26 protein-coding genes and 2 tRNA genes are annotated in these 25,282 nt (G+C 63.5%); 20 read left to right on the top strand and 8 right to left on the bottom strand.

Annotated elements, in window-relative coordinates; genetic code table 11:
- The 9 genes from LB556_RS20925 to LB556_RS20885 all read left to right on the top strand — a co-directional run bounded on the left by LB556_RS20925 (position 1) and on the right by LB556_RS20885 (position 7,520).
- A complete protein-coding gene (locus LB556_RS20925) occupies positions 1-549 on the top strand; it encodes a histidine phosphatase family protein (RefSeq protein ID WP_224569625.1) in 549 nt (182 codons plus the stop codon).
- 229 nt (positions 550-778) lie between these two features.
- Positions 779-851 (top strand) — tRNA-Pro (locus LB556_RS20920).
- 2 nt (positions 852-853) lie between these two features.
- Positions 854-922, top strand: a tRNA-Met gene (locus LB556_RS20915).
- Positions 923-1,282: 360 nt separating this feature from the next.
- Positions 1,283-2,428, top strand: coding sequence for a slipin family protein (locus tag LB556_RS20910; protein ID WP_224569624.1), 1,146 nt, complete (start codon positions 1,283-1,285; stop codon positions 2,426-2,428).
- A 174-nt stretch (positions 2,429-2,602) separates the two neighbouring features.
- Positions 2,603-2,896: an acyl carrier protein gene (locus tag LB556_RS20905; protein ID WP_027029416.1), complete on the top strand. Its 294-nt coding sequence runs from the start codon at positions 2,603-2,605 to the stop codon at positions 2,894-2,896.
- A 55-nt stretch (positions 2,897-2,951) separates the two neighbouring features.
- Entirely contained in the window at positions 2,952-4,142 is a 1,191-nt protein-coding gene (locus LB556_RS20900; protein WP_224569623.1) for a beta-ketoacyl-ACP synthase, read from the top strand.
- Between the two features lie 44 nt (positions 4,143-4,186).
- Complete coding sequence (locus LB556_RS20895; RefSeq protein WP_224569622.1) at positions 4,187-5,458, top strand: beta-ketoacyl-ACP synthase; 1,272 nt, start codon at positions 4,187-4,189, stop codon at positions 5,456-5,458.
- A 36-nt stretch (positions 5,459-5,494) separates the two neighbouring features.
- Positions 5,495-6,523, top strand: a complete 1,029-nt coding sequence (locus LB556_RS20890) for a zinc-binding dehydrogenase (RefSeq protein WP_224569621.1) — start codon at positions 5,495-5,497, stop codon at positions 6,521-6,523.
- 13 nt (positions 6,524-6,536) lie between these two features.
- Positions 6,537-7,520, top strand: a complete 984-nt coding sequence (locus LB556_RS20885; RefSeq protein ID WP_224569620.1) for a lipid A biosynthesis lauroyl acyltransferase — start codon at positions 6,537-6,539, stop codon at positions 7,518-7,520.
- 172 nt (positions 7,521-7,692) lie between these two features.
- Here the strand turns inward: LB556_RS20885 and LB556_RS20880 are convergent, their stop codons facing one another.
- Positions 7,693-8,121 carry a L,D-transpeptidase gene (locus LB556_RS20880; protein WP_224569619.1) on the bottom strand — a complete coding sequence of 143 codons (429 nt, stop codon included), beginning with the start codon at positions 8,119-8,121 and terminating at the stop codon, positions 7,693-7,695.
- Between the two features lie 219 nt (positions 8,122-8,340).
- Between LB556_RS20880 and LB556_RS20875 the strand changes: the two genes are divergently transcribed.
- The 5 genes from LB556_RS20875 (at position 8,341) to LB556_RS20855 (ending at position 14,722) form a co-directional block, all read left to right on the top strand.
- Complete coding sequence (locus LB556_RS20875) at positions 8,341-9,621, top strand: acetylornithine deacetylase/succinyl-diaminopimelate desuccinylase family protein (protein ID WP_224569618.1); 1,281 nt, start codon at positions 8,341-8,343, stop codon at positions 9,619-9,621.
- A 157-nt stretch (positions 9,622-9,778) separates the two neighbouring features.
- A complete protein-coding gene (locus LB556_RS20870) occupies positions 9,779-11,257 on the top strand; it encodes an ABC transporter substrate-binding protein (RefSeq protein WP_224569617.1) in 1,479 nt (492 codons plus the stop codon).
- Positions 11,258-11,289: 32 nt separating this feature from the next.
- Positions 11,290-12,237, top strand: a complete 948-nt coding sequence (locus LB556_RS20865; protein WP_224569645.1) for an ABC transporter permease — start codon at positions 11,290-11,292, stop codon at positions 12,235-12,237.
- Entirely contained in the window at positions 12,234-13,103 is an 870-nt protein-coding gene (locus LB556_RS20860) for an ABC transporter permease (protein WP_224569616.1), read from the top strand. Before LB556_RS20865 ends, LB556_RS20860 begins: the two co-directional genes overlap by 4 nt.
- Complete coding sequence (locus tag LB556_RS20855) at positions 13,100-14,722, top strand: ABC transporter ATP-binding protein (RefSeq protein WP_224569615.1); 1,623 nt, start codon at positions 13,100-13,102, stop codon at positions 14,720-14,722. Before LB556_RS20860 ends, LB556_RS20855 begins: the two co-directional genes overlap by 4 nt.
- Before the next feature lie 63 nt (positions 14,723-14,785).
- Here LB556_RS20855 and LB556_RS20850 read toward each other — a convergent pair whose 3' ends face one another.
- Positions 14,786-15,217: a TerB family tellurite resistance protein gene (locus LB556_RS20850; protein ID WP_224569614.1), complete on the bottom strand. Its 432-nt coding sequence runs from the start codon at positions 15,215-15,217 to the stop codon at positions 14,786-14,788.
- Positions 15,218-15,332: 115 nt separating this feature from the next.
- On the opposite strand from LB556_RS20850, the gene LB556_RS20845 reads away from it, so the two are divergent.
- The 4 genes from LB556_RS20845 (at position 15,333) to LB556_RS20830 (ending at position 17,766) form a co-directional block, all read left to right on the top strand.
- Positions 15,333-16,118, top strand: a complete 786-nt coding sequence (locus tag LB556_RS20845; RefSeq protein ID WP_224569644.1) for a TSUP family transporter — start codon at positions 15,333-15,335, stop codon at positions 16,116-16,118.
- A gap of 50 nt (positions 16,119-16,168) precedes the next feature.
- Positions 16,169-16,339, top strand: a complete 171-nt coding sequence (locus tag LB556_RS20840; RefSeq protein WP_224569613.1) for a hypothetical protein — start codon at positions 16,169-16,171, stop codon at positions 16,337-16,339.
- Positions 16,340-16,443: 104 nt separating this feature from the next.
- Positions 16,444-17,274, top strand: coding sequence for a helix-turn-helix domain-containing protein (locus LB556_RS20835; protein WP_224569612.1), 831 nt, complete (start codon positions 16,444-16,446; stop codon positions 17,272-17,274).
- 72 nt (positions 17,275-17,346) lie between these two features.
- Complete coding sequence (locus LB556_RS20830) at positions 17,347-17,766, top strand: VOC family protein (protein WP_224569611.1); 420 nt, start codon at positions 17,347-17,349, stop codon at positions 17,764-17,766.
- A gap of 126 nt (positions 17,767-17,892) precedes the next feature.
- Here the strand turns inward: LB556_RS20830 and LB556_RS20825 are convergent, their stop codons facing one another.
- Positions 17,893-19,368 carry a cobyric acid synthase gene (locus tag LB556_RS20825; protein WP_224569610.1) on the bottom strand — a complete coding sequence of 492 codons (1,476 nt, stop codon included), beginning with the start codon at positions 19,366-19,368 and terminating at the stop codon, positions 17,893-17,895.
- Positions 19,368-19,982: a dimethylsulfonioproprionate lyase family protein gene (locus tag LB556_RS20820; protein WP_224569609.1), complete on the bottom strand. Its 615-nt coding sequence runs from the start codon at positions 19,980-19,982 to the stop codon at positions 19,368-19,370. The genes LB556_RS20825 and LB556_RS20820 overlap by 1 nt, the downstream gene beginning before the upstream one ends.
- A gap of 136 nt (positions 19,983-20,118) precedes the next feature.
- Here LB556_RS20820 and LB556_RS20815 point away from each other — a divergent pair, with 136 nt between their 5' ends.
- Together LB556_RS20815 and mmsB are read left to right on the top strand one after the other, a co-directional pair.
- Complete coding sequence (locus LB556_RS20815) at positions 20,119-21,285, top strand: isobutyryl-CoA dehydrogenase (protein ID WP_224569608.1); 1,167 nt, start codon at positions 20,119-20,121, stop codon at positions 21,283-21,285.
- A gap of 22 nt (positions 21,286-21,307) precedes the next feature.
- Positions 21,308-22,204, top strand: a complete 897-nt coding sequence (mmsB, locus tag LB556_RS20810) for a 3-hydroxyisobutyrate dehydrogenase (protein ID WP_224569607.1) — start codon at positions 21,308-21,310, stop codon at positions 22,202-22,204.
- 267 nt (positions 22,205-22,471) lie between these two features.
- Here mmsB and LB556_RS20805 read toward each other — a convergent pair whose 3' ends face one another.
- The 4 genes from LB556_RS20805 to LB556_RS20790 form a co-directional block, all read right to left on the bottom strand.
- The gene (locus LB556_RS20805; RefSeq protein ID WP_224569606.1) at positions 22,472-23,116 is read right to left on the bottom strand and encodes a cytochrome c oxidase assembly factor Coa1 family protein; all 645 of its coding nucleotides are present in this window, start codon (positions 23,114-23,116) and stop codon (positions 22,472-22,474) included.
- A gap of 79 nt (positions 23,117-23,195) precedes the next feature.
- Positions 23,196-23,561: a hypothetical protein gene (locus tag LB556_RS20800; protein WP_224569605.1), complete on the bottom strand. Its 366-nt coding sequence runs from the start codon at positions 23,559-23,561 to the stop codon at positions 23,196-23,198.
- A 121-nt stretch (positions 23,562-23,682) separates the two neighbouring features.
- Positions 23,683-25,062: an aspartate aminotransferase family protein gene (locus LB556_RS20795; RefSeq protein WP_224569604.1), complete on the bottom strand. Its 1,380-nt coding sequence runs from the start codon at positions 25,060-25,062 to the stop codon at positions 23,683-23,685.
- Between the two features lie 50 nt (positions 25,063-25,112).
- Entirely contained in the window at positions 25,113-25,253 is a 141-nt protein-coding gene (locus tag LB556_RS20790) for a capsid protein (RefSeq protein ID WP_224569603.1), read from the bottom strand.
- Between the last annotated feature and the right edge of the window lie 29 nt (positions 25,254-25,282).

Raw genomic sequence — 25,282 nt, 5'->3', positions numbered from 1 at the left:
ATGATCAGATTTACCTTGGCGTTGTTCCTGTTTGTCGTCCCCGCCGCCGCACACGCGACGGATGCCGGCTGGGCGCTGCTGCGCGACGGCGGCCATGTCGTGCTGCTGCGCCACGCCATGGTGACCGGCACCGCCGATCCGGCCAATTTCGACATCGGCAATTGCGCCACCCAGGTTAATCTTTCGGCACGCGGCAAGCAGCAGGCGAGCAAGATCGGCGCCTTGTTCGCCGCGCGCGCCGCGCCGATCGAGCGCGTGCTGTCCAGCCGCTATTGCCGCTGCCTCGACACGGCGCGCATCGCCTTCGAGACCGAGCCGGAGCCTTTTGCGCCCCTCGATCTCTTGAAGGGTGACGATCCTGGAAAGCCGGCGCAGATCGCCGCCGTCATGAAGGAAATCCGCGCCTATTCCGGCTCCGACAATCTGGTCATGGTCACCCATCTGGAAGATATCGTGGCGCTCACCGGCGTCTCGCCGCGCGAGGGCGAGGCAGTGATCGTCGAACCGCAGGGCGATGGTTTGCGCGTGCTTGGCCGCGTCACCTTCTGACGCCATCGCGTCCCATCGCCGACAACGCCGCTGGTGTTGCCAAAATGCCACCGCCGAAAGAAGCCGCGAATTCGACACGAGAATGCCACTTGCGACAACCCGTCGCAGGCTCTATAGCCGCGCTCCCGGTCACGAGAACCGAAGTGAGCACAACGGCTGGAGCTTCCGTCTCCGCCCGTGCAGGCGACGTTGCCGCCCTGCATACGGAGCCACTTTGGGGATTGGGATCTCGGATATAGCTCAGCGGTAGAGCGCCGGATCGGGTCCGGAGGTCGCAGGTTCGAGTCCTGCTGTCTGAGCCACGGATAGCTCAGTTTGGTAGAGCATCAGACTCATAATCTGACTGTCGAAGGTTCGAATCCTTCTCCACTGGCCTGATAAGCCAGCACCACTGCCACGGTGTTATCTGAAGACGGTCCGGGGACTGGAATGCTGAAGACCTGACGACGGCCGAAGCCTTCGGGCCAAGAGCGTATGGAAGGGTCAGACGCCATCGCCTCGCGGCCAGGCTTGCGGTGACGATCAAGGCGCATCGATGCCGGCAAGGGAGGCTCGCCTCCGGCGCCCGCTTCGCTGCCGCGCGATCCGCTCCCGAGGGCCCGCCACGGATAGATGCCACCAGTCCCCGGATCATTCGTGTCCGGACATCAGACGACGTGAAACGAGAAACGAAGGGAAGATCGACGCATGACGTGACGCCTCGCATGGGGCCATGCCCGACAGGAGTAAGACAATGACGACTATTCTCGACAAGGTTCTTGGACGCGAGCGCGTCCTCGTAAAGGAAAACGAACGTGCCCTCACCCTCTACAAGGGAGAGATCAAGGCTGTCCTGCTGCCGGGTGAGCACTGGCTCGCTAACCGGAACCAGAGCCTTGAGGTCTCCCGGCACGATCTGAAGAACCCGGAATTCGTTTCGGCGTGCGAGAAGGCGTTGTTCGACAAGCTCCCGGATGTGGCCGCGCGTCATTTCACCGTCATCCGCACCGGACGCACGGACGTCGCCGTCATCGAGCGTGACGGCAACCTCCATGCGGTGCTGGCGCCGGACCGCAAGCTCGTGCTGTGGACCGATGCCGGACCTTGGAAGCTGACGATGGTCGACACGTCGGCCGATCTGGCCATCGATCCGGCCCTCATGCGTCGGCTCGGCCAGGCCCGGAAGGCGGAATTGATGTCCGTCCACCCGGTCGTGGACGGTCAGGCCGGGCTGCTGTTCATCGACGGCGTCCTGGTGCGGACGCTTGCCGCTGGCGTGCACGGCTTCTGGAACGTCGGCCGCATGGTGCAGATCAAGGTCGTCGACCGCAAGCGCCAGTCGCTCGATGTCGCCGGGCAGGAAGTGCTGACCAGGGACCGCGTCACGATCCGCGTCAACATCGCGGCCGAATACCGGGTCGTCGATCCGGTCAAGGCTGTGAGCACGGTAAAGGACTTCTCCGAAGCCCTCTACCGTGCCCTGCAGTACGCCTTCCGCAAGACGCTGGGCGCGCTCACCCTCGACCAGATCCTTGAAAAGAAGGTGACGGTCGACGAACAGGCGGCGGCCAAGGTCCGGGCCGACATGGCCGAGATCGGGGTCGAAGTCAGTGATATCGCGCTCAAGGATGTCATCCTGCCGGGCGAGATGCGCGAGATCCTCAACCAGGTGGTTTCGGCCGAAAAGCAGGCCGAGGCCAACGTCATCCGCCGCCGCGAGGAGACGAACGCCACGCGTTCCCTCCTCAACACGGCCAAGGTGATGGCGGAGAACCCGGTGATGCTGCGGCTGAAGGAACTCGAGGCCCTGGAAGCCATCGCCGGCAAGGTCGAGCGGCTGACCGTCCACAACGGGACGGGCGGGCTGTTGAACGACCTGGTCAAGCTCCGCGACAGCTGAGCTTACGTGACGACAATAGAAGGGCCGCCGGGCCACCCGGCGGCCCTTCTTGCGTTTCTTGGGCATACTAGCCATCTGCGCCCGGCTTATCAGGCCTTTTCCTGCCGGGAAAAACCGATTAGACAGCGCGCAAACGGATGCGGACAGATTCCGCCCGCAAAGAAGGAAAAGCCCTTGTCCACCACGAACTCCACCACGTTCGATAAAGTCGCCAAGATCATTGCCGACACCAGCGAGATCGATATCGACACCATCACGCCCGAGAGCCACACGATTGACGATCTCGGTATCGACAGCCTCGACTTCCTCGACATCGTCTTCGCCATCGACAAGGAATTCGGCATCAAGGTGCCGCTGGAAAAGTGGACCCAGGAAGTTAATGACGGCAAGGCTTCGACCGACGATTACTTCGTCATGAAGAACCTGTGCGCCAAGATCGACGCGCTGGTTGCCGCCAAGACCGCCTGAGGTCACCAGGGCGCGTGACTTGACGCGCTCCGTCACCTGACCCACAAAGCCGCTCATGAGCAGCCCCCACGACGTCGTCATCACAGGTATCGGCCTTGTTTCCTCGCTGGGGGAAGGCCCTGACACCCATTGGCAGAAGCTGGCGCAACCCGGCCAGAAGCCGGTGCTCGAAGCCTCGCGCTTTGCGCCCTACACGGTTCATCCGCTGCCGGAGATCGACTGGAACCTCCAGATCGCCAAGCGCGGCGACCAGCGGCAGATGGAGACATGGCAGCGGCTCGGCACCTATGCCGCGGGCATCGCGCTCGACGATGCCGGCATCAAGGGCAATGACGAGCTCTGCACCACCATGGACATGGTGGTGGCCGCCGGCGGCGGCGAGCGCGACGAAGCGGTCGACGCCGACATTCTCGCCGCGTCGGAAGGCCGCAATGACCGCGACGTGTTGCTCAACGAGAAGCTGACCACCGAGCTGCGGCCGACGCTTTTCCTGGCGCAGCTTTCCAATCTGCTCGCCGGCAACATCTCCATCGTCCACAAGGTGACCGGCTCGTCCAGGACCTTCATGGGCGAGGAAGGTGCCGGCGTCGCCGCCGTCGAGACGGCTGCCGCGCGCATCCGCTCCGGCCAGTCGACGCATATCCTGGTCGGCGGCGCCTTCCAGACCGAACATTCCGACATGCTGCTCGGCTATGAGCTGGCCGGTTATCTGCATCGCGGCCCGTGGAAGCCCGTCTGGCAAAGGCAAGGCGCCGAGGGCGGCGGCGTGGTCTCAGGGTCCGGCGGCGCCTTCCTGGTGCTTGAACAGCGCGAACATGCGGCAAGCCGCGGACGCAAGATATACGCCGAACTTGGACCTGTCGTCTCCGGCCGCGCCAGGCGCGCGCGCGGAGAACTCGACGCCGAGATCGCCCTCCTGCTCAGGCAGGCGGCGCTGCCGGACGGCAAGTTGCTCGCCATCTCGGGCGCATCAGGCGCGCATGCGGCAACGTCAGCCGAAAAGGCGGCGCTCGATGCCAATGCGGCGATATCGGCGCGCGGTTTTGCGACACTGACCGGGCACATGAAGGAAGCGCAGTTTCCTTTCGCCGTGGCGCTGGCGGCACTCGCTGTCGACCGCAAGGCCGCCTACCCTGTCTTTGACGCGGCGACCGAAAAGCCATTTGAAGGCATTCCCGCGAGCGTCCTTGCAACGGCGATCGGGTATCACCAATTCGAAGGCATGGCGCTGGTCAACGCCGCTTGAGGCCGCGTTTCGCGATCGTGTGCAGAGATAAGAGGGGCTCCCGGATGGCCAATTTCAGAGATCACATGGGCAGGCCGATCGTCGCTGTCACCGGCATCGGCGTTGTGACCTCGCTCGGCGTCGGCAAATCAGACAATTGGGCGGCGCTGACTTCGGGCAAGTCGGGCATCCACCCCATCACCCGTTTCCCGGTCGACCACCTCAACACGCGCATCTCCGGCATGGTCGATTTTCTGCCGTCGAGCTCCAGGGGAGCAAGCCTCCTCACCTATGAGCTGGCGGAAACCGCGGCGCAGGAAGCTGTTGGCGAAGCCGGCCTGAATTCCGGCGATTTCGGCGGTCCTCTCTTTCTTGCCTCGCCGCCGGTCGAACTCGACTGGCACGACCGCTTCGCGCTCTACAATTCCGACAAGCAGGATTCCGGCGCCGAAAGGCTGCTGCGCGTCGCGCGCGGCCTGAAGGAACTCGATGTCTTCGAAACCACCCAGTTCGGCTCGATCGCCGACCGGCTCGCCGACCGCTTCGGCACGCGCGGCCTGCCGATCACGCTCTCGACTGCTTGCGCCTCCGGCGCCACCGCCATCCAGCTCGGCGTCGAGGCGATCCGCCGTGGCGAATGCGACCGGGCGCTGTCGATCGGTGCCGATGGCTCGGCGACCGCCGAGGCGCTGATCCGTTTTTCTCTGCTGTCGGCTCTCTCCACCCACAACGACGATCCGGAAAAGGCTTCCAAGCCGTTTTCCAAGGACCGTGACGGCTTCGTGTTGGCGGAAGGATCCGGCGCTCTGGTGCTGGAATCGCTGGAGGCGGCGCTTGCCCGTGGGGCCGCCGTTCTCGGCATCCTCAGCGGCTGTGGCGAAAAGGCCGACGATTTCCACCGCACCCGCTCCAAGCCGGACGGTTCGCCGGCGATTGCCGCCGTGCGGGCAGCGCTTGCCGACGCGGGCCTCGGCGAGGACGAGATCGACTATGTCAACGCCCATGGCACGTCGACGCCTGAAAACGACAAGATGGAGCACCTGTCGCTGTCGACGGTGTTCGGCGAGCGCATCGGCTCGATGCCGATCTCGTCCAACAAGTCGATGATCGGCCACACGCTGTCGGCGGCGGGCGCGGTCGAAGCGGCGTTTTCGCTGATGACGATGCGCGAAAGCGTCATTCCTCCGACCATCAACTATGACAATCCCGACCCGGCAATCATGCTTGACGTCGTGCCGAACAAGAAGCGCGATGCGCAGGTTCGCACCGTTCTGTCGAACTCCTTCGGCTTCGGCGGCCAGAACACTTGCCTTGTCATGGCGCGGGAACCGGTCTAAGCGAGCCCTTTCCGCTTAACAGAACCGACAGGCTCCATGCGCGCACTGCAACTTATCGAGGACCGCCGCCTTGAAACGGTGGACCTGCCACTCCCGCCGCCGCCCGCGCTTGGTGAGGTCACGCTGCGCATCAGGGCGGTGGCGCTGAACCACATCGACGTCTGGGGCTGGCGCGGCATGGCCTTCGCCAAGCGCAAGCTGCCGCTTGTCGTCGGCGCGGAAGCCTCGGGCGAAGTCGAGGCGGTCGGTCCCGGCGTTTCCAGCCTGCTACCCGGACAATTAGTATCGATCTACGGCGCGCGCACCTGCGGCCTCTGCCACGCCTGCCGCGAAGGCCGCGACAACCTGTGTGAACATGTTTCGGGCGTCCACGGCTTCCATCTCGACGGCTTCGCGCAGGAGAAGATCAACCTGCCGGCGCGCCTGCTGGTCCCCGCCCCGCCCGGCGTAACCGATATCGGGGCGGCGGTGGCGCCCGTTACTTTCGGCACCGTCGAGCACATGCTGTTCGACAATGCCAGGCTGCAGCCTGGTGAGACGGTCCTTGTCCACGCCGGCGGCTCCGGCATCGGCTCGGCGGCCATCCAGTTGGCCAAGCGGATGGGCTGCACCGTCATCACCACCGTCGGCTCCAACGACAAGATAGACAAGGCCAGGGCGCTCGGCGCCGACCATGTCATCAACTACCGTGACGACCGTTTCGAAGGCGTCGTGCGCAAGTTGACCAAGAAGAAGGGCGTCGACGTCGTGTTCGAACATGTCGGCGCCGACACGTTTGCCGGATCGATGCTGTGCCTGAAGCGCGGCGGCCGACTGGTGACCTGCGGCTCGACCTCGGGCGTGTCGACGCAGATCAACCTGATGCAGCTCTTCCAGCAGCAGTTGAAACTACTCGGATCCTTCGGTTGCCGCATGGAGAACATGGCCAACGCCATGCAGAAGATGGCGGCGGGACAGGTTGCGCCGGTCATCGACACCGAGGTTGGCTTCGACGATATCGATGCCGCGCTGAAGCGCATGGAAGGCCGCGACGTCTTCGGCAAGATCATCCTGCGCGTCGTCTAGAGCCTCGATTTCCGTGCTCAAGAAGCTTCGCCGCGATCTGAAATTTCGCTATGGCAGGCAACTGCGCCAGGCGAATTACTGGCTTGTCGCGCGCGCGGCGATGATCATCATGTCGCTGCTGCGCCTGCTGCCGGTCGACAGCGCGCTGAATTTTGCCGACCGTGTGGCTCGCCTCATCGGCCCAAGGGTCGGACGCCACCAGGTCGCCATCGACAACCTGCGCAAGGCCTATCCGGAAAAAAGTGATGGTGAAATCCAGGCCATCGCGTCCGACATGTGGGGCAACATGGCCCGCCTTGCGGCCGAATACATCTTTCTCGACGCCCTGTTCGACTATGACCCCGCCGCCGGCAAGCCGGGTCGCGTCGAGGTCAAGGGAACAGAGCATTTCGTAGAGATCGCCGCCGAAAAGCGGCCGCATATCGTCTTCACTGGCCATCTCGGCAACTTCGAATTGCTGCCGGTGGCGGCCGCGACCTTCGGCATGAACATCACGGCGCTGTTTCGCCCGCCCAACAATCCCTACCTCGCCGACTACATCCTTTCGACAAGGCGATCGACCATGGGAGGCTTGCTGCCTTCGATGGCTGGTGCCTCGTTCGCGCTGGCCGGAGTGCTGGAAAACGGCGGCAACATCGGCGTCCTGGTCGACCAGAAATTCTCCAATGGCCTGGAGACGACCTTCTTCGGCCGGCCCTGCCAGAGCAACCGCGTGCTCGGCACTCTTGCCCGTCACTATGACTGCGATGTCTATCCGGCGCGTTGCGTCAGGTTACCGGGCAACCGCTTCCGGCTCGAGATCGAGGACAAGCTGGTCCTGCCGCGCACCGCCGAAGGCAGCATCGACGTCCACGCCACCACCCAGATGCTGAACGACGTCGTCGAGCGCTGGGTGCGCGAGGATCCCGGCCAGTGGATGTGGTTCCACAAGAGGTGGGAGATCAGCAACTGGCGGCGCAAAAAGCGCGCCAAGCCGGCTCCCGTCTCAAACACTTGAACAGCCGCTGGCGGGAGCGCGAGTTCCTCCGCCGGCAGGCAAGGCCGATATCCGGGAATCGCTAATCGCCTAGAGGAATTCCAGGAAAAGTGCGTAGCGGTTTTCCGCCCGGAATTGCGTGAAAAACAAAGAGTTAGAGCGGTTCAGCGATTCTATCAAACGCTGAACCGCTCTAGTTGGTGACGACAATGCGCGTGTTGCCGAATCCGGCTTCGCGCACCATCGAATAAAAGGTCGCGGCATTTGCCGTATGCAGCCTCACGCAGCCATGCGAGGCCGGGCGGCCGAGCTGCCTGACGGCGCCTGTTCCATGGATGGCATAACCACCATGGAAGAATACGGAATATGGCATCGGCGACATATGGTACTTTTTCGAATACCACATCCGCGCGGTCCGCTGCGGCCGGTAGGTGCCGCGCGGCGTGAAATAACCTGGACGCGCCGTGGACACGGTCCACCGGTAAACCTCCAGGCCATATCTCACCGTCATAATCTGCGACGACACATCGATCTTCGCCTCAAGCATCGCCGCCTGGCCTGCGACAGATGTTCCAAACAACGCCGTTGCCAGCATCGCGGCCACAATTAAGAACTTTTTCATGCCCTCAAACCCCTTTGATTGCCCCTTGCATGCCCACCATCACTTTGTGCTTCACTTTTTTAATGGCAGGCGAACAGGATACACACACTCCTTGACCAATTGGCCAATCCATTGCAGCGAATTTGAACGATTTCCCGCGATAGTTGCCGCAGCGACACGTCCGCACGGGTGTGGTTGACGGACTTGCAAAATCGCGGCGATCGCTGCTCAACTCGTCGCATGAACGAGCGACTCCTCAAGGCAATCGATGTCAGGCGCGACGAAGTGGTCGCGCTGGCCGCCGACCTCATCCGTTTTCCAACCGTCAATCCGCCCGGTGAAGCCTACCGGCCATGCGCCGAATACATCGGCGCGCGGCTTCGCAAACGCGGCTTCGAGACCGAGTTCGTCCGTGCCGAAGGCACGCCCGGCGACACGGATCGCTATCCGCGCGTCAATGTCGTTGCGCGTTTCGATGGCAGGTCACCCGGCGCCTGCGTCCATTTCAATTCGCATATCGACGTGGTCGAGGCCGGTGAAGGCTGGACCGTGGATCCCTTTGCCGGCATCGTCAGGGATGGCAAGGTCTATGGCCGCGGCGCCTGCGACATGAAGGGCGGCCTCGCCGCCTCCATCATCGCCGTCGAGGCCTTCTTGGAAGTCTTCCCCGACTTTCCCGGCGCCATCGAGATCTCGGGTACGGTCGATGAGGAATCCGGCGGCTTCGGCGGCGTCGCCCATCTGGCCGGGCTCGGCTATTTTTCGAAACCCAGGGTCGACCACGTCATCATCCCCGAGCCTCTCAACAAGGACCGCATCTGCCTTGGCCACCGCGGCGTCTGGTGGGCGGAGATCGAGACCAAGGGCGAGATCGCGCACGGCTCGATGCCTTTCCTTGGCGATAATGCGGTGCGCCACATGGGCGCCGTACTGCGGGCCTTCGAGGATGAGCTGTTCCCGGCGCTCGACCGCAAGATGACGCGCATGCCGGTGGTGCCGGAAGGCGCCAGGCGCTCGACCATGAACATCAATTCCATCCATGGCGGCCAGACCGAGGATTTCCGGCCCGGACTGCCCTCGCCCAACGTGCCCGATTCCTGCCGGCTGACCATCGACCGCCGTTTCCTGCTCGAGGAAGATCTCGCCACGGTCAAAAGCGAAGTGACCGGCATTCTCGACCGGCTGAAGCGCGAGCGCAAAAAATTCGACTACGAGATCCGCGACCTGATGGAAGTGCTGCCGCTGATGACCGAGCGCGACGCGCCCGTGGTCAAGGCGGTGGCGCAAGGCATTCATGCGATCTTCGACCGCGAGCCCGACTATGTCATTTCGCCCGGCACCTACGATCAGAAGCATATCGCCCGCATCGGCCACATCCATGACTGCATCGCCTATGGACCCGGCATTCTCGACCTCGCCCACCGGCCCGACGAATGGGTCGGCATATCGGACATGGTGGAATCGGCCAAGGTGATGGCGATCGGGCTCGACGTGCTGCTGCGTGGCACCGCCTCCGGCTAGTCTCGGCGGCAAGCTTCTGCCGGTCGATACGGCCGGCATGAGAAAAACATTCCCAACCGCGAAGCGCGGCGGCAAGAAACGCAATTTACTACCGCGCGAAATCACGCTTCTATCGCCGGGTTTGAGCACGCGTCCTGAACGCATGGGGAGTCGCACGATGAGACTGTGGAAAACCATTCTGGCCGCGGCGGTGCTTACGCTTGCCGCCGGAAGTCAGTCTTTTGCCGCCCGGACCGACCTGGTCATCGGCATTCCGCTCGAACCGCCGCATCTCGATCCGACCGCGGGTGCCGCGGCGGCGATCAAGGAAGTGCTCTACGCCAATGTGTTCGAGGGCCTGACCCGGATCGGCCCCAATGGCGAGGTGTTGCCGGATCTGGCCGAAAGCTGGACCATTTCCGATGACGGCAAGGTCTATACGTTTAAGCTGCACACCGGTGTCAAATTCCACGACGGCTCCGATTTCAGCGCCGATGATGTGAAATTCTCGCTCGATCGGGCGCGCGCCGACAATTCGGTCAACGCGCAGAAGGGCCTGTTCGCCGCAATCGACAAGGTCGAAATCATCGACCCGGCAACGGTCGAGGTCACGCTGAAGCACCCGCAAGGGTCCTTCCTTTACAACATGGGCTGGGGCGACGCAGTGATGGTGTCGCCGAAATCCGCCGACACCAACAAGGCAAATCCTGTCGGCACCGGTCCGTTCAAGTTCCAGAACTGGGCCAAGGGATCATCCATCACTTTGGTAAAAGCCGACCATTACTGGGGCGCCCCGGTATTCCTCGACAAAGTCGAGTTCCGCATCGTGCCGGATGCGGCGGCCTATGTGCCGGCACTGCTGTCCGGCGACATCCAGGCCTTCCCCTTCTTCGATCCCGACAGTCTCGCACAGGTCAAGGACGACCCCCGTTTCAAGGTGGTGATCGGCTCGACCGAGGGTGAAACCATCCTGTCGATCAACAACAAGAAGCCGCCCTTCGACAAGCTGCAGGTCAGGCAGGCGATCTCCTACGCGCTCGATCGCAAGGCGATCATCGACGGCGCCTCGGCCGGGCTTGGCCTGCCGATCGGCTCGCACATGTCGCCGGCCAACAAGGACTATGTCGACCTCACCGGCCTCTATCCGCACAATGTAGCCAAGGCCAAGGAACTGTTGAAGGAGGCCGGACTGGAGAACGGCTTCAAGGCGACGCTGAAACTGCCGCCACCCTCCTACGCGCGGCTCGGCGGCGAGATCATCGCCTCGGAACTTCGCGAGGTCGGCATCGACCTCGAGATCATCCCCGTCGAATGGGCCCAGTGGCTGGACCAGGTGTTCACCAAGAAGGACTACGACCTGACCATCGTCTCCCACACCGAGCCGAACGACATCGATATCTATTCGCGCAAGGACTATTACTTCAATTACGACAATCCGACCTTCGACAAGGTGATCGCCGACCTCAACCTCACCTCCGACGAAGCCAAGCGCAAGGAACTGCTTGGCGAGGCACAGAAGATCCTGGCCGACGACGCGGTGGTCGGCTTCCTCTACGAATTGCCCAAGGTCGGCGTCTGGGACGCCAAATTGCAGGGCCTGTGGGAAAACGCGCCGATCCAGGCCAATGATCTCACCAAGGTGAAGTGGAGCGAATGAGGGTCATGGTGCGCGCCGATCCCTCGCCTCCCATGACCGCCTATCTCCTCAAGCGCCTCGCCATCGCTTTCGCCACGCTGGTGCTTGCCTCGATGGTGGTATTCGCCGTGCTGGAAATCCTCCCCGGCGACCCGGCGCGGCTGATGCTGGGCATGAACGCCAGCGCCGATCAGGTCGAACTCTTGCGCAACCAGATGGGCCTCAATGCGCCGCTGGCCTGGCGCTACCTGCATTGGGCAGGCGGCCTGTTCAGCCTCGATTTCGGCCGCTCCTATACCTATTCGGTACCGGTCATCGATCTCGTGCGTGAACGTCTTGCCGTGTCGCTGCCGCTGGCGCTGGTCGCGCTCGCCCTCTCCACCATCATCGCCATTCCGGTCGGGCTTTATTCCGCCAGCCGGCGCGGACGGGCCGGCGACACGGTGGCGATGGGTGCGGCTCAGCTTGGCGTCGCCGTGCCCAATTTCTGGTTCGCGCTGATGCTGATCTACGTCTTCGCGGTCTGGCTGCGGCTGGTCCCCGCCGGCGGCTTTCCCGGCTGGGGCGCCGGCGCCTGGCCGGCACTGAAATCACTGCTCTTGCCGGCGGTGGCGCTTGCCTTGCCGCAGGCGGCGATCCTGGCCCGCGTCACCCGCTCGGCTCTGATCGAGGTGCTGAACGAGGACTATATCCGCACCGCCCGCGCCAAGGGCCTGCCCTACCGGGCCGTGCTGTGGCGGCACGCGCTGCGCAACGCCATGATCCCGGTGCTGACCATTCTTGGCCTGCAATTCGCCTTCCTGCTCGCCGGCACCATCATCATCGAGAACGTTTTTTATCTCCCCGGCCTCGGCCGGCTGGTGTTCCAGGCTATCACCCAGCGCGACCTGATCGTCGTTGAAAGCGTGGTCATGCTGCTGGTCGCGGCCGTCATTGCCGTCAACCTCGCCGTCGACCTGTCCTATGCCGTCGTCGATCCCCGCCTGAGAACCCGGCAATGACGCTGCATATCGACATCCCCGAAGAGACGTTCGTCGGTATCCTGGCCAAGGCATTCAGGAACACAGCTTTCGTTACCGGCTTCGTCATCACCGTGCTGATCCTGGCGATGGCTGTAATCTCCTATGCCTGGACGCCTTACGATGTGACGAAGCTGGTCATAGCCGACAAGACGCAGGGCCCGTCGCTGGCGCACTGGTTCGGCACCGACCATTTCGGCCGCGACATCCTGTCGATGGTCATGGTCGGCGCCCGCAATTCGATTGCCGTGGCGCTGGTCGCCGTCGGCATCGGCATGGGCGTCGGCGTGCCGCTCGGCGCCTTTGCCGCCGCGCGCGGCGGCCTCGTCGACGAGGCGCTGATGCGCGTCAACGATCTCGTCTTCGCCTTCCCCGCGCTGCTGTCGGCCATCATGATCACCGCCATCTTCGGGCCGGGCGCCGTCAACGCCATCATCGCCATCGGCATCTTCAACATTCCGGTCTTCGCCCGCGTTGCCCGCGCCGGCGCGCTTGCCGTCTGGCCGCGCGAATTCATCCTTGCCGCGCGCGCCGCCGGCAAGAGCAGCGCGCAGATATCGATCGAGCATGTGCTGCCCAACATCGCCACGCTGCTGGTGGTGCAAGGGACGATCCAGTTCGCGCTGGGCATCCTGGCCGAAGCCGGGCTTTCCTATCTCGGCCTCGGCGCGCAGCCGCCAATGCCGAGTTGGGGCCGCATGCTGTTCGACGCCCAGACCCGCATGGTGGTGGCGCCGTGGATGGCGATCTTCCCCGGCATGGCGATCGTGGTCACCGTGCTCGGCCTGAACCTTCTGGGTGACGGCATCGCCGATATTCTCGATCCGAAATCGCGGCGGCAGCGATGAACCTGCTCGAGGTCGACACTCTGTCGCTGACCATCGGCGGCACGCAGATCCTGAAGAACATGGAACTCTCCGTCGCGCCCGGCGAGGTCATGGGGCTGGTCGGCGAATCCGGCTCCGGCAAGTCGATGACCGCGCTGGCGGTGATGCAACTCCTGCCCCATGCCGCACGCGCCACCGGGCGCATCACGTTTAATGGCGTCGATATCCTGGCGGCAACCGAGGACCAGATGTGCGCCCTGCGTGGCGACGACATCGGCATGGTGTTCCAGGAACCGATGACAGCGCTCAATCCGGTCAAGACGATCGGCGAACAAGTCGCCGAAGGCATACGCTGGCACACCAGGGCTAGCCGTGCCGACGCCGAGGAGCGGGCGCGAAAAATGCTCGACCGCGTCGGCCTTCCTTCGGCGAAATTCCCGTTGTCGCGCTATCCGCACCAACTGTCCGGAGGCCAGCGCCAGCGCGTTGTCATCGCCATTGCCTGCGCGCTGAAGCCGAAGCTGCTGATCGCCGACGAGCCGACGACGGCGCTCGACGTCGTGCTGCAGGCACAGATCCTTGACCTCCTGCGCGATCTCGTGGCGGAAAACCGCATGGGCCTGCTGCTTATCTCGCACGACCTCGCCGTCGTGACCGAGATGGCCGACCGCATCACCATTCTGCGCCGCGGCGAGGTGATGGAGGCCGGCGACACGGCGCGCACGCTGTCGGAACAGCTCCACCCCTACACCCGCCAGCTGGCGCAGGCCTCGATGCATGTGCCGGCACGTGCCCGGCCGCACGGCGCCGGATCGAGCCTCCCTTTGCTTGACGTCGAGGGTGTGAGCCGCAACTACCCCGGCCGCCGCATCTCGCTGTTCAGGCGAGCGCCTGACGTTCGTGCGGTCGACGACGTCTCGCTGTCGATGGCGCCCGGCCAGTCGGTGGCGCTGGTCGGCCGTTCCGGCTGCGGCAAGTCGACCCTTGCGCGCATGATCCTGGCTCTGGACCGGCCGAATGCGGGTGCGATCCGCTTTCGCGGCGAAGCCATCGTCGGAAAGCGCGAAGCCGCGCTGAAGCCGGCCAGGCGCGACATGCAAGTCGTCTTCCAGGACCCCTACGGCTCCTTCGATCCGCGCCAGAAGGTCGAGAGACTGGTCGCCGAGCCGTTGCATCTGCTGGAAAGGCGGCCGACCCGCGCCGAGCGCCGCGAAATGGTGGCTCATGCGCTGCACGAGGTCGGCCTCGATCAACGCGACATGGACAAATACCCGCACGAATTTTCAGGTGGCCAGCGCCAGCGCCTGTCGATCGCCCGCGCCATCATCACCCGCCCAAAACTGGTCGTTGCCGACGAGCCGGTCTCGGCACTCGACGTCTCGATCCGCGCCCAGATCCTCGATCTGTTCGCCGGGCTCAACCAGAAACTCGGCATAGCCTATCTCTTCATAACCCATGATCTGACCGTCGCCCGCGCCATCACCGACGAAGTGCTGATCATGCATGAGGGCAGGATCGTCGAGCGCGGCAAGACGAGCGAGGTGCTCGACCATCCGCGATCCGAGGCGGCGCAGGCTCTTGTTTCGGCGGCTCCGGATCTGCATCGAGCGATTGCGCGGCGGATGCAGGAACAGGGGTGAGCGACCGGTTCGCGAAGCGAGGAGCCGCCGCAGGCAGCTTGCCTCCGGCCGGGACATCCGTTCCTACTCGGCGGGCTTCACCAGATCGACCGGGCTGATGTCGAGCAAATCGAGCGTGCGACGCAACAGGCGCACCTCGCTCTCGGCCAGTTGTGAATCCGCCTTGGCGATCTCGGCCATGTGCTGGGCCAGTTGCTTGCGCCGTTCGACGTCCAGATCGCGGAACAGCGCGATCGCCTGCGAGCCGTTGGTCTCGTAGCCGAATTCGTTGAGATATTCGATGACGCCGTCGATGCTGGTCTCGGGAATGCCGAACGCATCCTTGCAGATGCGCCGGAATGCAACCATCTCACTCTCGCTGACTGTCCCATCGGCCAGGATCATGCGGAAGAGCATCAGAAGTTCCGCCGACAGGACAGGATCGTCCGCCACCTTGCGCACGCCTGGGTCGCCCTCGAAGATCGACCGTATCCGGTCCAGCAATGCGTATGCCATGAGCCGCCCCTTTCCGATTCCTCGTCAATAGAGTTAGCGCGGAATTGGCCTTGCGCAAACAGGGCGATCGTGGTCGAACGCCCGGTATCCAGCCAGCTAAATGTCTCAGCGCCAGATGATCGACCTCGGCATCCAATCCATCGCCATGCTCGCCTTCGCCGCCTTTGCCGCGGGGTTTGTCGATTCGATCGCCGGCGGCGGCGGGTTGATCACCATTCCGGCGCTGCTGCTGGCAGGTTTCTCGCCGGTCGAGGCGCTTGGAACCAACAAGCTGCAAGGCATGTTCGGCTCCGGGTCGGCGACGATCCACTATGCCTCCAAAGGCCATGTAGACTTGCGCCGGCAATTGCCGTCGGCGCTGCTCGCACTTGCCGGAGGCGCCATCGGCGCATTGCTGGCCACGATCGTGCCCGGCGACCTGTTGCGCGCCGCCCTGCCGCTGGTGCTGATTGCCATCGCGCTATACTTCGCGCTCAAGCCCAACATGAATGATGTGGACCGGGCCGAGCGCCTGTCGCCCTTCCTGTTCGGTGTGACCCTGGTGCCGGCCATCGGCTTCTATGACGGCGTCTTCGGGCCGGGCGCGGGTTCCTTCTACATGCTGGCCTTCGTGACGCTCGCCGGCTACGGCGTGCTCAAGGCGACCGCGCACACCAAGCTGCTCAATTTCGCTTCCAACATTGGTGGCTTCATCATCTTTGCAGCTGTCGGCGTCATCTCCTGGAAGATCGGCCTGATGATGGGCGTTGCCCAGTTCCTCGGCGCCCGGCTTGGCGCCAGTCTGGCCATGCGGATCGGCGCCAGACTGATCAAGCCGCTGCTGGTGGTCGTTTGCGTGGCTCTGGCGGTGAAGCTGCTGGCCGATCCCGCCAACCCTCTGCGCGTCATGATTGGTGTCTGATCACGCGCCTGTTACAATGACATGTTCGAATCATGTTGGAGGGACCAGACATGAATCTCAGCGCGCCTACCCAGATTGTTTTCATCATCTCCGTTGTTATCGCCATCATCGGCATTCTTGCAGCACTTGGCGTCCTTGCGTTCATTCCGCTCGCATCGGTGTGGATCATGCTTGTCGCCTATATCGTGCTCGCCGCCGGCTGCCTGATGCGCGGAGTCTGACAAGTTTCCCTTGAGGTGGGACCGAGAGCGCCCGGCCAAAAACCGGGCGCTTTTGATTCTGATCCAGCCTCTGCTAATAGCTTCGCCGGGTGGAAGGATGGCCCATGCCAATCGACATGCCGCGCCGAAAGGAACAAGACTGCTCCATCGCAGGGCGCTTCGAGATGCGCAGGCGTTTTGCCAGCCCTGCGCTCGACGGCATCGTTACCGACATTTGCGGCTACCGCGAAACGGCACCCGGCCATTTCCGCAATGTTGAATACGCGTCGCTGACAGTGCCGTTGGTGATCAGCTTCGCCGAGCCCTTCGCCATCGGCCTCGGCAGGCCGCCTTGTGACAATGACCGCGTCGCCAGTTTCGCCGCCGGCCTTTTCGCCGGTCCTGTAATGATCGAATCCTCCGGTGGCGCCTGCTGCATCCAGGTCAATTTCACCCCTCTTGGCGCCCGCCGCTTCTTCCGCCTGCCGATGAGCGAATTGACCGACAGCATGGTTGCCCTCGATGACGTTCTTGGCGCGGAAGGCGCGGCGCTGCGTGAACGGCTCGGCAACGTGCCTGACTGGACGGCACGTTTCGATCTTGCCGAGGCCTTCGTCGCCACTCGTCTTGAGAGCGCCGCCGGGACGCCGTTGGAAATCGCCTGGGCCTATGATCGCATCATCGCGTCCGGCGGCCGGACCCGGGTTGCATCGCTGGCCGCGCGGCTGGGCTGGAGCCGCAAACACCTCGCCGACAAATTCTCCGACGCGACCGGCATCGGCCCCAAGACGCTGTCGCGCATCGTCCGCTTCAACCGGGCACTGCGCCTGGCGAGGCAGTCGACCGTCGACTGGGCCGATGTCGCCGCCGATTGCGGCTATGCCGACCAGGCGCATCTGGTGCGCGAATTCCGCGTTCTTGCAGGCGAAACGCCGACGGCAATTTCGGTCAGGTAACATTTCTTCAAGACGCTGGAACGGTCTTCGAACACAGTGAGGCATGGACCAACCCAATTGAAGGAGGCTCCCATGCCCGCAACCACTGAAGCTCCCCGTCTCTACCCTGCCCTGCGTTACAAAAACGCGGCGAAAATGATCGACTGGCTTTGCGAGGCCTTCGGTTTCAGCGTCCGGGCCCGCTATGGCGAAGGCGAGGTCGTGCATCATGCCGAACTGGTCTTCGGCTCGTCGATGATCATGCTGGGCACGGTGCGCGACGACGACTACGGCAAGATGGTCGGCGAACCCGGTTCGGGCGGCGGCACGTCGATCTACATCGCCGTCGACGATGCCGACGCCGCTTACGCCAAAGCCAGGAAGGCCGGCGCGACGATCATCCAGGAACTGACGAACCGCGATTATGGCAGCCGTGAGTTCATCTGCCGCGACCCTGAAGGAAATGTCTGGTCCTTCGGCACCTACTGGCCGAAGGCCGGTGAGAAGGCTTGAGCCGAACGTAAGATGTGCTGAGCTTCAAGTCAGGCCGGCATCACCTTGAATATCGGTGCGCCTTAGACTCTTTGTCTTCACGCAATTCCGGACGGAAAACCGCTACGCACTTTTCCTGCAATTGCCTTAGCGGGCCTGCGCGAAAATCGCGTCACAGTCGAGATGGGTCTCCAACTCGGCAGCCACCTCGTCCAGCGCCCGCTCGACTTCGGCCCGGTAATCGATGCCGCCGCCCCTGATGCCGAGGCTTTCGAGGAATTTCCCACGAAAGTCGTCGGCGCCGAACAGGCCGTGCATATACGTGCCGATCACCTTGCCATCGGCCGAGACCGCGCCGTCCTTGGCGCCATTGATGATCGCCAACGGTCGCCTGGTGTCTGGGCCGGAGGTGCGACCGAGATGAATCTCGTAGCCTTCGAGCGGCTGGTCGAACGGCACCGAGCGGGCGCTGACATTGCGCACTGTCTTCTCCGGCTCCATCACAGTTTCGATATCGAGCAGGCCCAGCCCTTCGGCCTCCGTGACACTGCCTTCGATGCCATCGGGATCGCGCACCATGCGGCCGAGCATCTGAAAACCGCCGCAAATGCCGACGACATGGCCGCCGCGCTTGCGATGCGCGGCGAGATCCCGGTCCCAGCCATTGTCGCGAAACGTCAGAAGATCGCCGATCGTCGACTTGGAGCCGGGAATGACCACCAGCCCGGCATCGGCCGGCAGCGGCTTTCCCGCCGGCACGAACACCACCTCGACCTGCGGTTCGGCCTTGAGCGGGTCGAGGTCGTCGAAATTGGCGATGCGGCCAAGCATCGGCACCGCCACCTTCAGCGCGCGGGCGTCGCCGGACGCCAGCCGCTCCAGCACTACGGAATCCTCCGAAGGCAGCCGCGCCGCCGCCTTCAGCCACGGCACCACACCAAAACAGCGCCATCCGGTGAATTTTTCGATCGCCTTCAGGCCATCATCGAATAGCGATACGTCGCCCCGGAACTTGTTGATGAGGTAGCCGACGATCATGCGCCGGTCCTCTTCCGGCAGGATCAGATGCGTGCCGGCGATCGAGGCGATGACCCCGCCGCGGTCGATGTCACCGACCAGCACCACCGGGACATTGGCTCGCGTGGCAAAGCCCATATTGGCGATGTCGCGGCTTCTCAGGTTGATTTCGGCCGGCGAGCCGGCGCCCTCGACGATGACAAGGTCCGCATCCTCGCCGACCTTGCCCCAGGAATCCAGCACTGCATCCATCAGCCGGCCCTTCAGCGCTTGGTAGTCGCGCGCCCGTGCCTCGCCGAACACCTTGCCCTGCACGATGACCTGCGCGCCGACATCGGTCTGCGGCTTGAGCAGCACCGGGTTCATGTGAACACTCGGTGCGACGCCGCAGGCAATCGCCTGCAGCCATTGCGCGCGGCCGATCTCACCGCCGCCATGGTTGTTGTCGCCGGGAATATCGGCAACGGCGGCGTTGTTCGACATGTTTTGCGGCTTGAACGGCCTCACCTTCAGGCCGCGCCTTTTCGCGGCTCGGCAAAGGCCCGCGACCAGCACCGTCTTGCCGACATCCGAACCCGTGCCCTGCAGCATGATCGCCCTGGCCATCAGTTCCGGCCCTGCGTCGCGGTTCCGGTGATCGTGGATTTCTGCGCCAGCGGCCCGCCGCGCCAGATGTAGAGTGCCAGCAGCGGCTCCTTGCCGGTTCGCATAGCATGATTGACATTCGAAGCATGATGGACGACCTCGCCGGCCTGCCGATTGCGAAAACCGCCCTCGCCCATGCGCCACTCCGTGCCACCAGCCAGCGGAATATAAATCTCCTCGGCGATGTGATGATGGTCGGGGTAGACGATCTCAGGGCCAAGGATCAGCAGGCCGGCCGCGACCTCGCTGTTGGCGAAATGACCACGCGTGCCGAACATTTCCAGCCAGCCATAGTTATCGATGAAATCTTTTCCGAAATCCGCTTCGCTGTAAGTCTGCCCCCAATGGAGATCGTTGCGCTGCCGTGCCAGGGCTTGCACCAGCGGTTTCGCCGTCATCGGCGCCAACTCAGCCGCGCGATCGAGATGGCGCAGGCAGCCAAGCGGATGCGGCTTCATAGCGCGGGCCGGCATATCCCAGCCGATGCGCGCCACGGCTTCGCGCACCAGGGCGTCATCAACGGAAGCAAGATAGGCGTGGAACTGTCCCAACAGCTCATCGAATTTTATCGTCACATCTTGCTCCGCACATGCATTGGTGCACAGCCGCTCCGCGGCGGGTCGGGTTGCGCGGCGGCATCATTGGTCTAGATTGGTGCGCGCGCAAAGCCAAAAACGACAGGCCAGCAGGTCAGACATCAGGGAGCACGCCATGGACGCCGCGGTCGATGCGAGCACCAGCCAGTTCGAACTCAACGAGGACCAGCGCGCTATCCAGGAGATGGCGCGGGCCTTTGCCGCCGACCGCGTCGCACCGAACGCGCTCGAATGGGACCGCAGGAAACACTTTCCCGCCGACGTGATCCGTGAAACCGGACCGCTCGGCCTCGGCGGCATCTATATCAGGGACGACGTCGGCGGTTCCGCGCTCGGCCGGCTCGATGCGGTGCTGATCTTCGAGGCGCTGTCGCATGCCGATCCGGCCTTTTCGTCCTTCATCTCGATCCACAACATGGTGGCCTCGATGATCGACCGTTTCGGCAATGAAGAACAGCGCCAGCGCTTCCTGCCGAAGCTCGCCTCCATGGAATGGCTGGCGAGCTATTGCCTGACCGAGCCGGGTTCCGGCTCCGATGCCGCCGCGTTGAAGACGCGCGCGGTGAAGAGCGGCGGCGACTATGTTCTCAACGGCGCCAAGCAGTTCATCTCCGGCGCCGGCGACAGCGATGTCTACGCCGTCATGGTGCGCACCGGCGCAGACGGACCGAAAGGCATCTCCACCATTGTCGTGCCAAAGGATGCGCCCGGCCTCTCCTTCGGCGCCAACGAGCACAAGATGGGCTGGCACATGCAATCGACCCGCCAGGTCATCTTCGAGGATTGCAAGGTACCGGCGGAGAATCTTTTGTCGGGCGAAGGCGCCGGTTTCGGCATAGCCATGGCAGGACTCGACGGGGGCAGGCTGAACATCGCCGCCTGTTCGTTGGGCGGCGCGCAGTCGGCGCTCGACAAGGCGCTTTCCTACACGGCCGAGCGCAAGGCCTTCGGCTCGAACATCAACCAGTTCCAGGCGCTGCAGTTCAGGCTGGCCGACATGGAGACAGAGTTGCAGGCGGCGCGCATCTTCCTCTATGCGGCGGCCTCCAAACTCGACCGCAAGGCGCCGGACGCCGGCAAATGGTCGGCGATGGCCAAGCGCTTCGTCACCGACACCGGTTTCGACGTCGCCAACAATTCGCTGCAATTGCTGGGCGGCTACGGCTACCTGCATGACTACGGCATCGAGAAGCTGGTCCGCGACCTGCGCGTCCACCAGATCCTCGAAGGCACCAACGAGATCATGCGCGTCATCATCGCGCGCGCCCTGATCGGCCGCTGAGAGCAAGCTCTGGGAGACAGACATGACGACGATCGCCTTCATCGGCCTTGGCAATATGGGCAATCCGATGGCCGCGAATCTGGTCAAGGCGGGGCATGCCGTGCACGGCTTCGACCTGATGCCGGAGAACCTCACCGTAGCGCGGGAACACGGTGTCGTCGTCACGGCCAACGCGCCAGCCGCGGTGAAGGATGCCGATGTCGTGATCACGATGCTGCCGGCCGGCAACCATGTGCTGTCGGTCTATGAAGAGATCGCTTCGAGAGCGAAGAAGGGCGCGCTGTTCATCGATTCCTCGACGATCGACGTCGAATCGGCGCGCAAGGCGCATGCCATCGCAGCCAAACACGGCCTGCTCTCGATCGACGCGCCGGTTTCCGGCGGCACAGGCGGCGCTACCGCCGGCACGCTGACCTTCATGGCCGGGGGCTCCGACGAAGCCTTCGCCGCCGCCGAGCCGATCCTGAAGCCGATGGCCGGCCGCATCGTCCATTGCGGTGGTGACGGCGCCGGCCAGGCAGCGAAGATCTGCAACAACATGATCCTCGGCATTTCGATGATCGGCGTCGCCGAGGCCTTCGTGTTGGCGGAGAAACTGGGCCTGTCGCATCAGGCGCTGTTCGACGTCGCCTCGACCTCATCAGGCCAGTGCTGGTCGCTGACCACCTATTGCCCGGTGCCTGGCCCGGTGCCCACTTCTCCCGCCAACAGGGATTACAAACCCGGTTTCGCCGCTGCCCTTATGCTGAAGGATCTGAAATTGGCACAGGAAGCGGCACAAGGCTCCGGAGCGGTAACGCCGCTCGGCGCCGAGGCTGCGCAGCTCTACGCTCTGTTCAACGCGCAAGGAAATGCCGGCGCCGACTTTTCCGGAATCATTAATTTTCTGCGCGGCGGCAATCCACAAGCAGAAAGATAGTGGGCTTTTCGGGGTATCCGGCGAGAAACTTGCCAAATTTAGATTTGCTTAAGCTCTCGATAACTCCGCGGTAACGATGTCTCTATAAAACGGATTGCGAGGCGGACATATCGCATCCGCCCGGCGCTCCGGATCAGGTCTCGCGTACCGGAGCCCGTAAGTTTCGCAAGTGCCTTCGTAGCGAAACGCCATGCGTATCTGGCAAAGCCGCGTTCCCGATGGGGCGCGGTTTTTGCATTTCCGGCCCCTTTGTCACCCACGAACCGCCTAAATTCCAATCGCCGCACCCGGGATCGGCACGTGATCTTCATTGGTCAGCACGATGGGTGCATCGACACCGTCCACGCGGACCACGAGCAGGCGCGTGCTCCATGTGCCTGCATTGCGCACCAGATGGGAAAACACGGTGCCCTTGCCCTTGGTGCCGTGGACAGGAATGCTGAACTGAGCGTCGCCCGCTCCGTTCGCATTCACGTTGAGGTGGCCTCCGACCCAGAAATTGTCGGTCACATCGTCGCCGATCGCGGCCTTGACGCGGGAGTCGGCACGGACGGCGTCCATGGTCATGTGATAGGCATCGCTGCCTTTGAGCACGAAGGGAATGCTGCCGACCATTGTCGCACAGCCACCGATGCTGACCACCCAGACGGCAAGGCCGGCGATCGCCCAGTTGCGCTGCGTCTTGCGAAATTGTTCTGCGTCGCGCCAGGCCCGGTTCCGCCAGGCCCAGCGGCTGCCGCGTGCGCCGAGCACGAAGATCATGATGAGGTTGACGACGGGGATCAGCGCCAGCAGCGCGATGAAGGTGCTGTTGCCGATGCCCCAGATCCAGTTGAGGAAGAAGGCGCCCCAGTTCCAGCGATCGAGTTCGGCCGGAATTTCAGCCGGCTGGTTGAGCGGTTGTCCGGCCATGATGTTCCCCATCGGTGCGAATACCGATTGGTTCTAGCGCATCACCTCGGCGACGCGCAAAATCAAAGTTCCGCCGCGCCTAATCCTTTGTCGAAAGCCGGCGAAAATTCGCCTTCACCGCGCGGCTGGCCGGCTTCAGCGCGGCGCTTATCGACCGTTCAGCGGCAATGCCGTTGAACAGCGACGGTGTGCGGCCGGAAAAGACTTCGGGCCAGAAACGTGACGCCGACTGCAGCAGGGACATTTGCGCCGCGAACGCGCCTTCGGCGAGTGCGACCGTCTTCTCGTTGACCGCCCGCGCGGTCTCGGCGCCCCATGGCTGGTCGCTGCCGGCCTCCATCGCCATCAGCGGCAGCCGCATCATCGCCACCACGGGCGCCAGCATAAGACCACTGCCGATGGCGGCAGCCTCCCGGCTGCGCCGGCTCTTGCCCGTCCTGCTCATGAACACAGCCCCAAACAACAGCCGATGCGCTGCGCCAGCAACTACGCGCGGCGGGTGCAATCGTTCCCGCCGCGACGGATTTTTCAGGGCCGGGCGCCCAATCGAAGGGTCCCGGTTCGCTTTATCGCGTGCGCAGGTCGGCCTGCGCCAGGTCGAGCGCCTTGCCGATGCGCTCGCAGGCCATGTCGATCGTGTCGCGAGTCCAGATCAGCGGCGGCGACAGGATCATCGTGTCGCCGGTAGCGCGCAGCATCATGCCATTGGCGATCGCATGGTCACGTACCTTCACCGCGGCACTTCCCGCCGGCAGGAACCGCTCCTTGGTTGCCTTGTCCTTGACGATCTCGATCGCGCCCATCAGGCCGATCGAGCGCACCTCGCCAACCAGATCGTGCACGGCAATACGCTCCTGCAACGCCTTGGCGAAATAAGGCCCGGTGTCGTTCCTGACGCGATCGATCAGGCCTTCCTGTTCGATGATCTCAAGGTTCTTCAGCGCCACGGCGCAGGCCACGGGGTGACCGGAATAGGTGTAGCCGTGGTTGAACTCGCCACCCTTCTCGACGAGCGTCGAGGCAATGCGGTCGCCGACCAGCAGCGCCGACAGCGGCTGATAGCCCGATGTCAGCGCCTTGGCCGTGGTGATGGTGTCCGCTTCGATGTCGAAGGTCTGAGCCGCGAACCATTCGCCGGTGCGGCCGTAGCCGGTGATGACCTCGTCCAGCATCAGAAGCACATCGTATTTGCGGCAGATGCGCTGCACTTCCGGCCAGTAGCTCGCCGGCGGGATCTTGACGCCGCCCGCCCCCATCACCGGCTCGCCGATGAAAGCCGCGACCTTGTCGGCGCCGGCCTCGAGGATGGCATCCTCGACGGACTTTGCCGCGCGCAGGCCGAAATCATGGTCGCTTTCGCCAGGTAGAGCCAGCTCATAGGCATAGGGCATCATCACATGGACGATATTGGGCACCGCGCCGTTGAGCTGCTTGTGCATGGCATCCATGCCGCCGAGCGAAGTGCCGGCGATGGTCGAGCCGTGATAGGCCATCTTGCGCGAAATGACGCGGTTCTTCTCTGGCTTGCCCTCCAGCACCCAATAATGGCGGACAAGGCGCAACGCGGTGTCGTTGGCCTCCGAACCGGACGAGCCGTAAAACACCTGGTTGACGTTGCGTGGGGCGATCTCGGCCAGTTTCTTCGACAACAGCACCGGCGTCGGCGTCGAGCATTTGAAGAAGGAATTGTAGTACGGCAATTCCTTCATCTGGGCATAGGCGGCCTCGGCCAGTTCGTCACGGCCGTAGCCGATACTGACGCACCACAGGCCGGCCATGCCATCCAGCAGTTCCGTCCCCTCGGAATCGTAGATGAACGGCCCGTTGGCGTGGGTGATGACGCGCGCGCCGGCCTCGCGCAGTTCCTTGTGGTCGGTGAAGGGATGCAGATGGTGCGCGGCATCGATCTGCTGAAGCTGCTTCAGCGAATAATTCTGATAGGTCATGTCTGATCTTTCCTCTGGAATGCAATCCGGCGAGCGCCGGGACGAATGCATCAGAGAGCGGCGGGTGGCGAATAGCCGATACGGGCGCACAGCCGCAAAAGCTCGGCACGCAGCGTACGCAATGACGGTGTCACCGCGATGCGGAATGCCCTGACCCAAAGGAGGCTGGCCGATATCACGACAAGAGCCATGGCCGGCACCTTAGAGCAAAGGCTGGCCG

This window comes from Mesorhizobium sp. ES1-4 (genome assembly GCF_020164745.1).
GTDB lineage: Bacteria > Pseudomonadota > Alphaproteobacteria > Rhizobiales > Rhizobiaceae > Mesorhizobium.
Note: the sequence above shows the minus strand (reverse complement) of the source record. Positions and strands in the feature narration are given on the sequence as shown.

Bases quoted from the DNA above. Each gene is read 5' to 3' on its own strand.
- LB556_RS20925 (WP_224569625.1), top strand. From the start codon at position 1: ATGATCAGATTTACCTTGGCGTTGTTCCTGTTTGTCGTCCCCGCCGCC.
- LB556_RS20910 (WP_224569624.1), top strand. From the start codon at position 1,283: ATGACGACTATTCTCGACAAGGTTCTTGGACGCGAGCGCGTCCTCGTA.
- LB556_RS20900 (WP_224569623.1), top strand. From the start codon at position 2,952: ATGAGCAGCCCCCACGACGTCGTCATCACAGGTATCGGCCTTGTTTCC.
- LB556_RS20895 (WP_224569622.1), top strand. From the start codon at position 4,187: ATGGCCAATTTCAGAGATCACATGGGCAGGCCGATCGTCGCTGTCACC.
- LB556_RS20890 (WP_224569621.1), top strand. From the start codon at position 5,495: ATGCGCGCACTGCAACTTATCGAGGACCGCCGCCTTGAAACGGTGGAC.
- LB556_RS20880 (WP_224569619.1), bottom strand. From the start codon at position 8,121: ATGAAAAAGTTCTTAATTGTGGCCGCGATGCTGGCAACGGCGTTGTTT.
- LB556_RS20875 (WP_224569618.1), top strand. From the start codon at position 8,341: ATGAACGAGCGACTCCTCAAGGCAATCGATGTCAGGCGCGACGAAGTG.
- LB556_RS20870 (WP_224569617.1), top strand. From the start codon at position 9,779: ATGAGACTGTGGAAAACCATTCTGGCCGCGGCGGTGCTTACGCTTGCC.
- LB556_RS20865 (WP_224569645.1), top strand. From the start codon at position 11,290: ATGACCGCCTATCTCCTCAAGCGCCTCGCCATCGCTTTCGCCACGCTG.
- LB556_RS20860 (WP_224569616.1), top strand. From the start codon at position 12,234: ATGACGCTGCATATCGACATCCCCGAAGAGACGTTCGTCGGTATCCTG.
- LB556_RS20855 (WP_224569615.1), top strand. From the start codon at position 13,100: ATGAACCTGCTCGAGGTCGACACTCTGTCGCTGACCATCGGCGGCACG.
- LB556_RS20850 (WP_224569614.1), bottom strand. From the start codon at position 15,217: ATGGCATACGCATTGCTGGACCGGATACGGTCGATCTTCGAGGGCGAC.
- LB556_RS20845 (WP_224569644.1), top strand. From the start codon at position 15,333: ATGATCGACCTCGGCATCCAATCCATCGCCATGCTCGCCTTCGCCGCC.
- LB556_RS20840 (WP_224569613.1), top strand. From the start codon at position 16,169: ATGAATCTCAGCGCGCCTACCCAGATTGTTTTCATCATCTCCGTTGTT.
- LB556_RS20835 (WP_224569612.1), top strand. From the start codon at position 16,444: ATGCCAATCGACATGCCGCGCCGAAAGGAACAAGACTGCTCCATCGCA.
- LB556_RS20830 (WP_224569611.1), top strand. From the start codon at position 17,347: ATGCCCGCAACCACTGAAGCTCCCCGTCTCTACCCTGCCCTGCGTTAC.
- LB556_RS20825 (WP_224569610.1), bottom strand. From the start codon at position 19,368: ATGGCCAGGGCGATCATGCTGCAGGGCACGGGTTCGGATGTCGGCAAG.
- LB556_RS20815 (WP_224569608.1), top strand. From the start codon at position 20,119: ATGGACGCCGCGGTCGATGCGAGCACCAGCCAGTTCGAACTCAACGAG.
- mmsB (WP_224569607.1), top strand. From the start codon at position 21,308: ATGACGACGATCGCCTTCATCGGCCTTGGCAATATGGGCAATCCGATG.
- LB556_RS20805 (WP_224569606.1), bottom strand. From the start codon at position 23,116: ATGGCCGGACAACCGCTCAACCAGCCGGCTGAAATTCCGGCCGAACTC.
- LB556_RS20800 (WP_224569605.1), bottom strand. From the start codon at position 23,561: ATGAGCAGGACGGGCAAGAGCCGGCGCAGCCGGGAGGCTGCCGCCATC.
- LB556_RS20795 (WP_224569604.1), bottom strand. From the start codon at position 25,062: ATGACCTATCAGAATTATTCGCTGAAGCAGCTTCAGCAGATCGATGCC.
- LB556_RS20790 (WP_224569603.1), bottom strand. From the start codon at position 25,253: ATGGCTCTTGTCGTGATATCGGCCAGCCTCCTTTGGGTCAGGGCATTC.